Origin of the sequence: Pseudomonas sp. MH10, from assembly GCF_034353045.1 — a bacterium.
GTDB lineage: Bacteria > Pseudomonadota > Gammaproteobacteria > Pseudomonadales > Pseudomonadaceae > Aquipseudomonas.
Window position 1 is genome coordinate 2,581,047 of the sequence record NZ_CP133783.1, and the last position, 13,951, is coordinate 2,594,997.

The window sequence follows — 13,951 nt, forward strand, 5'->3', positions numbered from 1 at the left end:
TTTATGCACACTGGAAAACTGACTCGAAAACTGATGCTACCGGCACTGCTCGGCGCGGCCCTGTTGGCTGCCACCGACGCGGCTTCGGCAGCCCAATCGCTGATGCCACCCCAGGGTTATATGGCCGGCATCGAAAAAGCCAAAAGCGGCAGCGGCTCGTTTAGTTGTGATGCGATGCCCAAACCGTACACAGACAAGCTGGTGTTTCGCAGTAAGTACGAAGGTTCGGACAAATCGCGTTCGACCTTCAACGCCGATTCGGACAAAGCCTTCAAAGACGGCACTCACGACATCACCAAAATCGAACGCGACACGGCAAAAATCGTCATGCAGTACATGCGTGACGGTCGCCCGGAACAGCTCGATTGCGCCCTGACGCTGTTGACCACCTGGGCCAATGCCGGTGCGCTGGAATCCACGGAGTTCAACCATACCGGCAAGTCCATGCGCAAATGGGCGTTGGGCAGCATGTCGTCGTCTTACTTGCACTTGAAGTTCTCCAGCTCGCAGCCAATGGCCGCGCACCCGGAGCAAGAGAAAATCATCGAAGCCTGGTTCAGCAAATTGGCGGATCAAGTGGTCAGCGATTGGGACAACTTGCCGTTGGACAAGAACAACAACCATACCTACTGGGCCGCGTGGTCGGTGATGGCCACCTCGATCGTGACTAACCGCCGCGACCTGTTTGACTGGTCGGTGAAAGAATTCCGGGTTGCCGCCAATCAGATCGACAAAGACGGCTTCTTGCCCAATGAGGTCAAGCGTAAACAGCGCGCCTTGGCGTACCACAACTACGCCCTGCCACCGCTGGCCATGATCGCCAGTTTCGCCCAAGCCAACGGCGTCGACCTGCGCCCGGAAAACAACGGCGCATTGCAGCGCCTGGGTGATCGGGTACTCAACGGCGTGAAAGACAACAGCAGCTTCGCCCAACGCAGCGGCGAAGAGCAGGACATGACTGACCTGAAGGTCGACAGCAAATTCTCGTGGCTAGAACCCTACTGCTCGCTCTACACCTGCGCCCCGGACGTGCTGGACCGCAAACATGCGATGGAACCGTTCAAAGCGTTCCGGTTGGGCGGCGATGTCACAAGGGTGTACGACCCGGCGCATGAGAAAGGCAACAAAGGTACGTAAATCCGGACGGACGCTTTCGCAGGCAAGCCTGCTCCCACGGGTTATGTGTCAGGCACAAAACCTGAGTTAACCAAAGTTCTGTGGGAGCAGCTTGCCTAGTCCCACAGGTTATGTGTCAGGCACAAAACCTAGGTTAACCAAGGTTCTGTGGGAGCAGGCTTGCCTGCGAAGGGTGCGCCTCGGTTTATGCGTTGATACGCAATACCCCCCATTTTTTTATGGGGGGTTTGGGGGGGCTTTGCGCTCCTTACTGTTGGACCAACGGAGGGGTTTGAGATGGTGTTCTCATCCAACGTGTTCCTGTTCTTGTTCTTGCCGGTGTTCCTCGGTTTGTATTACTTGAGCGGATTACGCTATCGCAACTTGCTGCTGCTGATTGCCAGCTACGCGTTTTATGCCTGGTGGCGAGTGGACTTCCTCGCCTTGTTCGTCGGCGTGACGCTGTGGAATTACTGGATCGGCCTCAAAGTCGGCGCCGCGGGCGTTCGAACCAAACCGGCGCAACGCTGGCTGCTAGCCGGAGTGGTAGTAGACCTAGGCATCTTGGGCTACTTCAAATACGCCAACTTCGGCGTCGAGAGCATCAACGCACTCATGACCTCGTTGGGGCTTGAGCCGTTCATCCTGACCCACGTGTTGCTGCCCATCGGGATCTCGTTCTACATCTTCGAATCCATCAGCTACATCATTGACGTCTACCGTGGCGACACCCCGGCCACCCGCAACCTGATCGATTTCGCCGCCTTCGTCGCGATCTTTCCGCACCTGATTGCCGGCCCGGTATTGCGCTTTCGCGACTTGGCGGACCAGTTCAATAACCGCACCCATACCCTCGATAAATTCTCCGAGGGCGCCACGCGCTTCATGCAGGGCTTCATCAAGAAAGTGTTCATCGCCGATACCCTGGCGGTGGTCGCAGATCACAGTTTCGCCCTGCTCCACCCCACCACTGGCGATGCCTGGCTCGGTGCGTTGGCCTACACCGCGCAGCTGTATTTCGACTTCTCCGGCTACAGCGACATGGCCATTGGTTTGGGCTTGATGATGGGTTTCCGATTCATGGAAAACTTCAAGCAGCCCTACGTAAGCCAGTCGATCACCGAGTTCTGGCGCCGCTGGCACATCAGCTTGTCCACCTGGCTGCGCGACTACTTGTACATCACCCTCGGCGGCAACCGGGGCGGCACCATAACCACCTACCGCAACCTGTTTCTGACCATGCTGCTTGGTGGTCTGTGGCACGGCGCCAACATCACCTACATCGTTTGGGGCGCGTGGCACGGCATGTGGTTGGCCATTGAAAAAGCGCTGGGCCTCAACACGTCCGCACGCACCTTCAATCCCATCCGTTGGGCACTGACCTTCTTGCTGGTGATCATGGGCTGGGTGATTTTCCGCTCGGAAAACCTTCACGTTGCCGCACGGATGTACGGCGCGATGTTCGGCTTCGGTGACTGGCACCTGTCGGAACTCAACCGCGCCAGCGTCACCGGCTTACAGATGGCAACGCTGGGGGTGGCCTACATGACCTTGGCCTTCTTCGGCCTGAGAGATTTTTACGCCAACCGAACCAAACCCGAAAAAGCCTCGATGCAACCGGGACTGATCAAAGCGGTGCCCGGCGACCAGCCCAACGACATTCACCTGCCAGGGTTCACCGTTGGCACCGACGCCCAAGTGCAACCCGCGTTCTGGGTCGCTGATTGGCCGCGTTATGCCATGCGCGGTGCGGTGTTGCTGATGTTCGTGGCCTCGATCCTCAAACTTTCGGCGCAGAGTTTCTCGCCGTTCCTCTACTTCCAGTTTTGAGGTGCCGGCCATGACCCGATCATTTCGTATCCTCTACATCGCCCTGTTTCTCGGCATCTTGCTGGCGCTGGGGGCTTGGTCGCTGCGCAGCTTTGCCAGCTTCTCGACCTCCGCTGAGACCACTGTGCTCAACGGTCGCTGGACCAAAGCCGCCGAGGTCCATTACGACGGTCAGTTTCCGATCAAGCGTCTGGGCACCAACCTCTGGGCAGCGCTGGATTTCAAGCTGTTCAACGAAGGCCGTCCCGGCGTGGTGCTGGGCAGTGATCAATGGCTGTACAGCGATGAAGAATTCAACCCAGTGGCCAACGGCGCGCAGAACGAGGCGGACAATCTGGCGCTGATTCAAGGCGTGCGCGATGCGTTGAAAAAACAGGGCACGCAACTGGTGTTGGCGATCGTTCCGGCAAAAACCCGCTTGTACCCGGAGCACTTGGGCGCCAACTACCCGGCCGCGCTGCACACCGATCTGTATCAGCAGTTTCATAGTCAAGTGGCTCAGGCCGGGATTCTCGCGCCGGATCTGTTGCAACCCTTGCAGACCGCGAAACAAACCGGGCCCGTGTTCCTGCGCACCGACACCCATTGGACCCCCATGGGCGCCGAGGTGGTTGCGCAACGTCTAGGCGCAACCATTGCCGCTGACACACCGTTAAGCGGTGAGCCGGAACGCTTCATTACCGAAACCAAAGAAACCGCGCCCTACAAAGGCGACTTGACTACTTTCTTACCGCTGGACCCACTGTTCAGTGACCTGCTGCCCACGCCCGATGACCTGCAGCAACGCAGCACCAATCCCGTGCCCACTCAAACGTCCAGCGACGATGAATTGTTCGCCAGCACCGATGTTCCGGTGGTCTTGGTCGGTACCAGCTACAGCGCCAACCCAAACTGGAATTTCCTCGGCGCGTTGAAACAAGCGCTGCACAGCGACGTGGTCAATTACGCCGAAGACGGCCATGGCCCGATCTTGCCGATGCTCAAGTATCTGCAAACCGATGCCTTTAAAAACAGCCCGCCCCAAGTCCTGATCTGGGAATTCCCGGAGCGTTACCTGCCTGCCCATAACGACCTTGGCGAGTTCGATCCGCAGTGGATCGCTGAGCTGAAAAAGGCCCGTGATCCCCAACAAAATCTGGCACTCACCGCCAACAACGCCGAGTCGCCCCACCGGGCACAAAACTGAGAGGAACTCATCATGATCCTGCAAACAACTGCGCTACGTTTTGCTACAACCACGTCGACCAAACGTCTGCTGAAATCCTGCGCACTGGTCGCCGGTATCAGCCTGTTATCGGCGCAAGCTTTCGCCGGTGGCGACTCTGCGCTGTACGGTCCGACCGCACCAAAAGGCTCGACCTTTATTCGGGTCTACAACGCCAGCAATGCCGAAGTCAGCGCCAGCGTCGGCAACACCGCCATGAGCGAAGTAGCCCCGCTGTCCAGCAGCGCGTTCAGCTTCATGCCCCAAGGCGATTACAGCGCCAAAGTCGGCAGCCAGACCGTACCGGTGAAATTGGCCAGCGACCACTATTACACCCTGGTCAGCAACACCAGTGGCACACCGCAATTGGTGGAAGAGCCGCCGTTCAAGAACAAACAGAAATCCTTGGTTCGGGTGCAGAACCTCAGTGACAAGCCGCTGACCCTGAAAACCGCTGATGGCAAGACCGATGTGGTCACCGCCGTCGCCGCAAAAGGCCGTGGCGATCGCGAGATTAACCCGGTGAAAGTCAGCCTGGCGCTGTACCAAGGCGACAAGAAAGTCAGCGACCTGAAACCGGTTGCCCTGGAGCGTGGTGAAGCCGCCGTGCTGTATGTCACCGGAACCGGCAGTGACTTGTCACCGGTGTGGGTCAAACCGCCCGTCGCTAGCCGCTAATGATATTCACCCGCCGGCCTTTGGCTTTACGCCCGTGAGAAGGCCGCCGGGTACGGACAACAACAAGACTGAAACGACGGAAAACGGCGTACAGCCCATTCGAACACTTATGGAGAAATAAAATGATTCCAGTGATCTTGTCAGGTGGTAGCGGCTCGCGACTCTGGCCGCTTTCGCGTAAACAATTCCCCAAACAGTTCCTGGCGCTGACCAGCGAACACACCTTGTTCCAGCAAACCCTTAAGCGTCTGGTGTTTGAAGGCATGCAGCACCCTATCGTGGTCTGCAATCGAGACCACCGCTTCATCGTCAACGAGCAACTCGCCAAGTTAGAGCTTGAGACTCAAGCGATTCTGCTTGAACCGTTTGGCCGCAACACCGCACCTGCGGTGGCGATCACCGCAATGATGTTGCTCAGCGAAGGCCGCGATGAACTGATGCTGGTGTTGCCCGCCGATCACGTCATCGACGATCAAAAAGCCCTGCAACGGGCCTTGGCCCTGGCCACCGTTGCCGCCGAACGGGGCGAAATGGTGCTGTTCGGCGTACCGGCCACCAAGCCAGAAACCGGCTACGGCTACATCAAGTCGACCCATGACGTGTTGCTGCCCGAAGGCGTTAGCCGTGTCTCGCACTTTGTCGAAAAACCCGATGAAAAACGCGCCACGGAATTCGTCGAGGCCGGGGGTTATTTCTGGAACAGCGGCATGTTCCTGTTCCGCGCCAGCCGCTTCCTGGAGGAACTGAAAAGACACGAACCGGACATCTACGACACCTGCCTGCTGGCGCTGGAACGCAGCAAGCGCGACGGCGACAGCATCGACATCGACGAAGCCACCTTCGCCTGCTGCCCGGACAACTCCATCGACTACGCGGTCATGGAAAAGACCCAACGCGCCTGTGTGGTGCCCTTGACCGCCGGCTGGAATGACGTCGGTTGCTGGTCATCGCTGTGGGACGTGCAGGAAAAAGACGGCAACGGCAACGTCAGCAAAGGCGATGTGGTCATTCAAGACAGCCGCAATTGCATGATCCACGGCAACGGCAAACTGGTCTCAGTCATTGGTCTGGACAACATCGTCGTGGTCGAAACCAAAGACGCCATGATGATCGCCCACAAAGACAAGGTTCAGGGCGTCAAACAGATGGTCAACACCCTCAACGATCAGGGCCGTACCGAGACCCAAACCCACTGCGAGGTCTACCGGCCTTGGGGGTCTTATGATTCGGTGGACATGGGCGGTCGCTTCCAGGTCAAACACATCTCGGTCAAACCGGGTGCCAGCCTGTCGCTGCAAATGCACCACCACCGCGCGGAACACTGGATCGTCGTTTCCGGCACTGCAGAAGTCACCTGCGACGAGAACGTGTTCTTGCTCTGTGAAAACCAATCGACCTACATTCCAATAGCCTCCGTGCACCGCTTGCGCAACCCCGGCAAAATCGCGTTAGAGATTATCGAAGTGCAGTCCGGCAGCTACTTGGGCGAAGACGACATCGAGCGCTTTGAAGATATCTACGGTCGCTCCAAGAATGCTGAAATTGGTGTTCAGACCAAGACCATTGCGCGCTAACAGGCATTAATCTGTGGGATCGAATCCATTCGGGAAGCGGGAAGCGCGGTTGTCTGATACACCGCGCCGACTTCTTCGCGAATGAAATTCGTTTTGAGAAGCGCAGCCCCACGTTATAGTCGGCCTTCGCAACCTCTTCATTTTCAATAAAAAAACAGGACTGACGGGACCGTTCATTTCAAATCATATTAAAAAATTTCTTTATTTTTTTTGAAGCCGGGAGCCTGCTTCGACCGCGTGGTCATTTTCGACATGTAGCGCTCTGGAAGCATAGTGCTCATGATAAAAGATGAGTATGTGTCTGCATTTTTTAACAGCACTGCCGTTCTAGCGCGGGAGTTTGTCACGAACTCTTCAGCACGCATTGTCTCTGACAAAACACTGCCCGTACTCGCCGCCATCGCTATCGCAAATTTTTTAGCAGATGGGCCGGTAAGGACCTCTACGGGCCCTTTCGCAACCGTTGTTCTCAAACCAATTCGAATATCTTCAGACCAAATTTTCACTTCAGCAGAGGTAGCGCCCTCCCGCAGGGTAAATTTTTTATTATAAAAAATATCGCCAGTATCCATAACAGCATGGCTGGTTTCATGAATTAACGTGTTAACAGTCTCCAACATATGCCTCCCCTCTAGCAGAGCCGCCGACAACAAAATCGTACGTTCAGGTTGGTAGGCGCTACGTACGGTGGTCAAGCCCAGCGCCTTTGGGTTCTGTTCAATCAGGCTAATTTTCCAGCTGGCCTCATTAAGCAATGAGGTTAAAAAATCCTGCTGCTTACCAAACGCAGTGTTGAGGGAATCGATTAGCTGTCCTCGATGCGCCCTATCCAAATCACCAAATGTCGCTGTCAATGCCGACCTTATACCTAGGCTTGGCGATTCACTTGCCAGTTCAGTGCGCGCGCGTTCCAAAAACAGGATGGAAAAGTTTATTCCCCTTTCTACTTTTTCCCGATGCTCATTGCTGAATTCCGCCAGACCAGTCGCTAAGATCCCTATTCCAATATTTTTCAACCCGCTCTCTGCTTCCCCCAACACATCGAAGGGGGCTGCGCCTTTGTGGTCTCCATACCGCAGCGGCGAGTTTTTAACGAAGCAAAATAGATTCAATCCGCCTGTCTCCCCCGCAGGATCCGGATTGATCCAACGCTGCAGCCAGGGCGCGTAGTACCTCAGTCCGTAATAATACAGCCCTGTGGCATCCCGCTCCTTACCCGAATAACGCACCGCTTTATAACTTGCTTCAATAGCACTTCTTCCCGCCCACCATGCTGTGCCGCCGAAGGGGTAGTAGTGTTCCTGACTGATTACCTTCGCCTCTCTGTCCAGTTCCACAGTGTTGGAGCCCAAATGATCGCTGAGGCCATAGCGGTATTGATCGTTATCGATACCCTCGGATTTACCCGCTTGCCAGTGCAATACCCGTACTTCGCTACGTCCCGCGCGAACGGTGATCACATGCAGCACTTCACCGGTGGCGGTATTGGTTCGAATTTCCAGGCCGGGCAAGTAGCGAACTTCACAGCAATGGGTAACGGCCCGGGCTTGGGTAATCCGTACTTTACGCACGCGCTGTCCGCTGGCGTCATAGATATAACGCTCGCTGTCGTCGTTACCAGACTCGCGCACTACCGGTCGTACTTGCTGCAATTGGTTACGTGAGTCCCACTCCAATGTTTGGCCAAGTTGCAATTGCCGCACGTTGCCGTTTTCATCAAATCCCGCGGCGATATCTTCTTCGGTCGGCGGTTTATCACCGAGTTGCGGCAGGCTTCGGTTGCTGGAGTGAGCAGTGACCAAGGTGCTGGAATGGCTCTGCGCACCAACGTGGGCGAGTTGCCGCAAGTTGCCAGCGGTATCGTAGGTGTACGTTTGCACGTAGTTCGCCAGTTGCGAAGGGTCTGGCGGCGTCTGGAATCCTGGGAATATCGGCCCATGGTTGATGCTGGCCGCTTCCCAGCCGGTGGCTTTGATCAGTTGATATAACGAGTCGTACTGATAGGTCGAGACGGGTTCTATTTTTTGATTGGCGAAAAAATGCGTGGATTGAGACCTGTCTTCGATACGCAGAACATTGCCTACCGGGTCGTAATCGTAAAGCAGGTCTTGCAGCACTTCGCCATTGGCGCGCTGGGCACGAAGCTGAATCAGACGCCCGTCCTTTTCGCGATAACGGCTCGTGCTAATTACACCATTGCCCAAGGTTTCCGATTCGACACGGCCTTGGGCGTCATAACGCATCGCACTGACAACGACGCGTTCGGGCTGGCCTACGAGTTGCAAACGGCTGGCTTTTAGCTTCCCGGCAACGGTGGAAGTAAACGTTTGAACAGTACGCTGCGCATCGGTCTGCATAATGACATCGCCCAGCGGGCTGTGCTGCCAAGTTGTCGTTGCGCCAATACCCGGCTCCCACGGAGCATCGTGGCCTGCCTCCGGCCAGTCAGGTGGTTGAAGATCAAACAGAAAATGCTGAGTCCGTTTTAGCAAAGAACCCATCACACCAAATTCGTCGTTTAACCGGGAACCGGCCTGATCGTCATGCCGAATAAGCTGCCCGCACTGGTTATGCTGCATACACTCTGCGTCAGCCGTCCCGTACGTCAGTCGCTCGACACATCGTTCAGCCAACCCGTTAGTGCTTTCGTACGCGGCCGTCGGCCTAAGTGATGCGTCATATTCATAACGCCGCACAACCCCCCGACCATCCCAACCGAACATCGGTTGAACAGCCTCGCCAATCAGGCCAATACGCCAGCCAGCATCCACGCTATCACTGTCTAGCAGTTGCCCGGATAATGAATACACCGCTGCCAAATTCGCAGGTGCAGCCACCTCATCTTCCACCTCAGCCCACAAGCGCGCATCCCATCGCTGAATGACACGTCCGGCAAGATCGAATGCCGAGCGATTGACGCGCCTCTGCACAATTTCCGTCACGTGGGTTCGCTGCCAAACAACCGTCCGCACGGGCAATCCGCGAGAATCAGTGACTGCGAGGCAAGGGGTATGGGTGTGCAGCGTCATATATCTATTCATCCCTGATCGACAGTTAAAGCCTAGGCAAACTACCGCTGATTGCATCTATGCCCAGCTCGATCCAGACAAGCGGTCTGGCTCAAAGCAACGGCAAACCGGGGGAGTGCAAGTGCAGCTCGGAACGCAGGCGGCGAGAATCAGAACGAAGTCGCAGAATGATCCTAAAAACGATTTTTAATGCAACTGATCCGACTCAAGAATTCAGACTTCGCCTCCTCCCTTTGGTGGATAAATTCTGGGGATATGTGTTTTTCAAAAAAAAGGTCCCAGTCAGTTTCTGACAAACTCTTCATGGTGACGGGATCGCTAGCAAAAACTGCAAGCATATCTGGCGTAATTTCGGATTCCGAAATCGCTTCAAAACCTGGTTCCAAAATCAAATCGTGGTCGATTGCAAACGCACGCTTACTTTTGTCGAAAACGATATTTCCGTTCCGTCCGTCATCGAGACGATCTCGTGTATTCAATAAAAAATCGAACACATACAAGCTAGATTGCTGCCTATTAAATGCTACGTCGCCGACGATGGTATCGACGTATCGTGAAATAACCTCTCTATCAGTTCCCGGCCGTATGACCGTTGCCGGAACGATATTCAAGTTAAGCGCTTTGCTGAACTGGTACGCAAATACTTCATTTGCTGCTCCGATCTTTTGTTTAGCTAAACCGTGAGCATCCAACACTGTCATCGACGAGAAGTCCTTATGCACGCCCCACTCCGTGTCCGAAAGCTCTACGACCCAGCTTTCATAGCTGCTAGATACGTTCCTGATATTTTTTAACGGCAACGGCTTGCTGCCCAGTGATAAATCTTCGTAAGGTGCTGGTAGACCTGATGGAACTTGAGGCGCGTGAAAATTCGGCTTTTCGCTGCTGTGGGAGGAGGATTGAGCCGTAAAAAAGGGCTCACGTCCCATTTTCGCCGGTCTATCGGGCACCGGGGGCGGCACTCCAGGGCAGCGTAGAGAGGAAACAGGACGGTCTGCAACCGGGGGGGGTCGCTGCATAAGGCCCTCATGATCAACGCGACTGGCAGGATTGTTTCCAACCATTCTATAGCGATTCAGCCCATCGGCTTCCCCCGCAGGATCCGGATTGATCCAACGCTGCAGCCAGGGCGCGTAGTACCGCAGTCCGTAATAATAAAGCCCGGTGGCATCCCGCTCCTTACCCGAATAACTCACCGCTTTATAACTTGCTTCAATAGCGTTTCTTCCCGCCCACCACGCTGTGCCGCCGAAGGGGTAGTAGTGTTCCTGACTGATTACCTTCGCCTCTCTGTCCAGTTCCACAGTGTTGGAGCCCAAATGATCGCTCAGGCCATAGCGGTATTGATCGTTATCGATACCCTCGGATTTACCCGCTTGCCAGTGCAATACCCGTACTTCGCTACGTCCCGCGCGAACGGTGATCACATGCAGCACTTCACCGGTGGCGGTATTGGTTCGAATTTCCAGGCCGGGCAAGTAGCGAACTTCACAGCAATGGGTAACGGCCCGGGCTTGGGTAATCCGTACTTTACGCACGCGCTGTCCGCTGGCGTCATAGATATAACGCTCGCTGTCGTCGTTACCAGACTCGCGCACTACCGGTCGTACTTGCTGCAATTGGTTACGTGAGTCCCACTCCAATGTTTGGCCAAGTTGCAATTGCCGCACGTTGCCGTTTTCATCAAATCCTGCGGCGATATCTTCTTCGGTCGGCGGTTTATCACCGAGTTGCGGCAGGCTTCGGTTGCTGGAGTGAGCAGTGACCAAGGTGCTGGAATGGCTCTGCGCGCCAACGTGGGCGAGTTGCCGCAAGTTGCCAGCGGTATCGTAGGTGTACGTTTGCACGTAGTTGGCCAGTTGCGAAGGGTCTGGCGGCGTCTGGAATCCTGGGAATATCGGCCCATGGTTGATGCTGGCCGCTTCCCAGCCGGTGGCTTTGATCAGTTGATATAACGAGTCGTACTGATAGGTCGAGACGGGTTCTATTTTTTGATTAGCGAAAAAATGCGTGGATTGAGACCTGTCTTCGATACGCAGAACATTGCCTACCGGGTCGTAATCGTAAAGCAGGTCTTGCAGCACTTCGCCATTGGCGCGCTGGGCACGATGCTGAATCAGACGCCCGTCCTTTTCGCGATAACGGCTCGTGCTAATTACACCATTACCCAAGTTTTCCGATTCGACACGGCCTTGGGCGTCGTAACTGACGCCCCTAACAATGGGCTGTCGGATTTGATCTTTAAGCCGTACGGCAATGCTTTTCAGTTGGCCTGCAACGGTATGAGCATACGTTTGGCTATTGCCGAGCGAGTCGGTCTGAGCAACCACATTTCCCAACGAGCTATAGCGCCAGGTTGACGTCGCGCCAACACCCGGCTCCCACATGTTTTCGTTGCCGACACTCGGCCAATCGGCCGGCTGCAGTTCCGCCGAAACATGTTGAGTTCGTTCCAGCATGGAGCCCGTCAGGCCATACTCGCCAATCAACTGAGATCCCGCCTGATCGTCGTGCTGAATGAGATGGCCAGATTGATTGTGCAGCACACTGGCAACTTCGGCCCTCCCGTAAACAAGACGCTCTACGCAACGCTCAACCCGCTCATGGCTGATCTCGAATATAGAAGTCGGCCGCAGTAACCCATCGTATTCGCTACGCCGCCAAGTACCGCGCCCGTCCCAGGCGTCTAGTAATTGCCCGGCTTCGCCGAACCAGCCGACTTGCCAGCCGGCATCAACGCTGTCGCTACTCAATAGCTGGCCGGATAACGAATACACCACTGCCAGGTTCGCGGGTGCGGTCGCATCTTCTGATGCGTCAGCCCACAAACGAGCGTCCCATAGTTTCAAGATCCGCCCGGCCTGATCGAACGCGGATCGATTAACCCGCGCGAGACAAACATCAGTTTCTGATGAGCGATACCAATCAAGGGACCGAACCACCAAACCGCGCGGTTCGATGATTGCCAATGTGGGGGTAAAAGCATGAATTGTCATAGTGTCCATCCATCCCTGATTGACAATTTAAGCCTAGGCAGCCCGCCGTCACTTGCACAAAAACAACGTCCTGTTCAGACGGGTGGTTTCGCTAATGGTCAATACCGCTCTCGTTTCTGTACGATGCTCTACCGTTGATTTTTACAAGGCTTACTTTAATGCTGATCGGCATCGTCCTCATTCTTTCATGGCTCATCTTGCTGTTGCGTTACCCGGGCAAAGCATTACCGGTATCGTTGGCAGCAGTGCTGTGTCTGGGACTGGTAACGCTGTGGGTGCTCTGGCAGGACAGTACTGAAACACGGCAGTTGGATCGCCTTGAATTGCGCCTGAGTTACTCCCCGCAAACCTGTCCGGCGGATCGCCCTCTTCACGCCCAGTTGCACAATGGCAATAAAGTTCCATTGCAAGCATTGCAATGGCGGGTGGCAGCCTATCGCCCAGGCGACACGGTTAACCTTGCCGATGATGTCACTGCTGCACCTCGCTATAGCGGTCCGGGAGAACTGCAAGCGGGTGGCAATTGGCAGGATTGTTTGCCTGCACCACCGTTGCGCCCTGGTTACCGCCCGGAAACAGTAGAGTTCCGGGCTGAGCATTTACAGGGTAATTTCTAAAAAACAATAAGGAAAAATCATGCCTATCGCTCTTATCACCGGATGTTCCAGCGGCATTGGCCGGGCGTTGGCGCAAGTGTTTAAAACGGCAGGCTATGAAGTGTGGGCCACCGCGCGTAAAGCTGACGATGTAGCTGAACTAACGGCAGCTGGTTTCTCTGCCGTTGATCTGGACGTCAACGATGGTGCGGCCCTTGAGCGCTTGGCAATGAAGCTCGGAGCGCACGGTGGGCTTGACCTGCTGATCAATAACGCGGGGTATGGCGCGATGGGTCCGTTGCTGGATGGCGGTGTGGATGCCATGCGCCGTCAGTTTGAAACCAACGTATTTTCTGTGGTCGGCGTGACTCAGGCGCTGCTCCCATTGTTACGCCAAAGCAAGGGAATGGTGGTGAACATCGGCAGCGTTTCGGGGGTTCTGGTGACGCCCTTCGCGGGGGCTTATTGTGCGTCGAAAGCCGCCGTGCATGCGCTGAGTGACGCGCTGCGCCTTGAGCTGGCGCCATTTGGTATCAAGGTTATGGAGGTTCAGCCCGGTGCCATCGACACCCGCTTTGCGAGCAATGCGTCCCGTGAGGCTGAGCTGTTAATCGCTGAGTCATCACCTTGGTGGCCGCTTCGCGAGGCGATTCGCGCCAGGGCCAACGCCTCACAAGGCAATCCGACGTCAGCCACAGCGTTCGCTCGGGATTTGCTCAGTGCAGTGCAAAAAGACAAACCACCCCGCTTGCTGCGTTTAGGCAACGGCTGCCGCGCGATGCCATTGATCGCGTGGCTGGTGCCAAAAGGATTGCTGGAGAAAGGACTGCGCAAGCGGTTTGGTTTGGATAAAGCGTTGTGAGCAATTCTGTTTTCCATTGGAAATACCGCACTGTCGCCCGGTAAACACAGGACCCTTAAGAGCTGC

9 protein-coding genes are annotated in these 13,951 nt (G+C 55.5%); 7 read left to right on the plus strand and 2 right to left on the minus strand.

Annotated elements, in window-relative coordinates:
• Positions 1-3 precede the first annotated feature (3 nt).
• The 5 genes from RHM59_RS11520 to RHM59_RS11540 all read left to right on the plus strand — a co-directional run bounded on the left by RHM59_RS11520 (position 4) and on the right by RHM59_RS11540 (position 6,402).
• The gene (locus RHM59_RS11520; RefSeq protein ID WP_322286585.1) at positions 4-1,137 is read left to right on the plus strand and encodes a mannuronate-specific alginate lyase; all 1,134 of its coding nucleotides are present in this window, start codon (positions 4-6) and stop codon (positions 1,135-1,137) included.
• 276 nt (positions 1,138-1,413) lie between these two features.
• Complete coding sequence (locus RHM59_RS11525) at positions 1,414-2,946, plus strand: MBOAT family protein (protein WP_322167824.1); 1,533 nt, start codon at positions 1,414-1,416, stop codon at positions 2,944-2,946.
• A gap of 10 nt (positions 2,947-2,956) precedes the next feature.
• Positions 2,957-4,132: an alginate O-acetyltransferase gene (locus RHM59_RS11530; RefSeq protein WP_322167823.1), complete on the plus strand. Its 1,176-nt coding sequence runs from the start codon at positions 2,957-2,959 to the stop codon at positions 4,130-4,132.
• A 12-nt stretch (positions 4,133-4,144) separates the two neighbouring features.
• Positions 4,145-4,828 carry an alginate O-acetyltransferase AlgF gene (locus RHM59_RS11535; protein ID WP_322167822.1) on the plus strand — a complete coding sequence of 228 codons (684 nt, stop codon included), beginning with the start codon at positions 4,145-4,147 and terminating at the stop codon, positions 4,826-4,828.
• A 122-nt stretch (positions 4,829-4,950) separates the two neighbouring features.
• Positions 4,951-6,402: a mannose-1-phosphate guanylyltransferase/mannose-6-phosphate isomerase gene (locus RHM59_RS11540; protein ID WP_322167821.1), complete on the plus strand. Its 1,452-nt coding sequence runs from the start codon at positions 4,951-4,953 to the stop codon at positions 6,400-6,402.
• Between the two features lie 188 nt (positions 6,403-6,590).
• On the opposite strand, the gene RHM59_RS11545 is transcribed toward RHM59_RS11540, so the two are convergent.
• Together RHM59_RS11545 and RHM59_RS11550 are read right to left on the minus strand one after the other, a co-directional pair.
• Positions 6,591-9,431, minus strand: coding sequence for an RHS repeat domain-containing protein (locus tag RHM59_RS11545; RefSeq protein ID WP_416195068.1), 2,841 nt, complete (start codon positions 9,429-9,431; stop codon positions 6,591-6,593).
• 173 nt (positions 9,432-9,604) lie between these two features.
• Entirely contained in the window at positions 9,605-12,427 is a 2,823-nt protein-coding gene (locus RHM59_RS11550) for an RHS repeat-associated core domain-containing protein (RefSeq protein WP_322286587.1), read from the minus strand.
• A gap of 158 nt (positions 12,428-12,585) precedes the next feature.
• On the opposite strand from RHM59_RS11550, the gene RHM59_RS11555 reads away from it, so the two are divergent.
• Both RHM59_RS11555 and RHM59_RS11560 read left to right on the plus strand, forming a co-directional pair.
• Complete coding sequence (locus RHM59_RS11555) at positions 12,586-13,044, plus strand: multidrug transporter (RefSeq protein ID WP_322286588.1); 459 nt, start codon at positions 12,586-12,588, stop codon at positions 13,042-13,044.
• A 19-nt stretch (positions 13,045-13,063) separates the two neighbouring features.
• Positions 13,064-13,885, plus strand: a complete 822-nt coding sequence (locus tag RHM59_RS11560; RefSeq protein ID WP_322286589.1) for an SDR family oxidoreductase — start codon at positions 13,064-13,066, stop codon at positions 13,883-13,885.
• The last annotated feature ends 66 nt before the right edge of the window (positions 13,886-13,951 follow it).

Coding starts and splice junctions, on each gene's coding strand:
- RHM59_RS11555 (WP_322286588.1), top strand. CDS start 12,586: ATGCTGATCGGCATCGTCCTCATTCTTTCATGGCTCATCTTGCTGTTG.
- RHM59_RS11540 (WP_322167821.1), top strand. CDS start 4,951: ATGATTCCAGTGATCTTGTCAGGTGGTAGCGGCTCGCGACTCTGGCCG.
- RHM59_RS11530 (WP_322167823.1), top strand. CDS start 2,957: ATGACCCGATCATTTCGTATCCTCTACATCGCCCTGTTTCTCGGCATC.
- RHM59_RS11535 (WP_322167822.1), top strand. CDS start 4,145: ATGATCCTGCAAACAACTGCGCTACGTTTTGCTACAACCACGTCGACC.
- RHM59_RS11525 (WP_322167824.1), top strand. CDS start 1,414: ATGGTGTTCTCATCCAACGTGTTCCTGTTCTTGTTCTTGCCGGTGTTC.
- RHM59_RS11520 (WP_322286585.1), top strand. CDS start 4: ATGCACACTGGAAAACTGACTCGAAAACTGATGCTACCGGCACTGCTC.
- RHM59_RS11560 (WP_322286589.1), top strand. CDS start 13,064: ATGCCTATCGCTCTTATCACCGGATGTTCCAGCGGCATTGGCCGGGCG.
- RHM59_RS11545 (WP_416195068.1), bottom strand. CDS start 9,431: ATGACGCTGCACACCCATACCCCTTGCCTCGCAGTCACTGATTCTCGC.
- RHM59_RS11550 (WP_322286587.1), bottom strand. CDS start 12,427: ATGACAATTCATGCTTTTACCCCCACATTGGCAATCATCGAACCGCGC.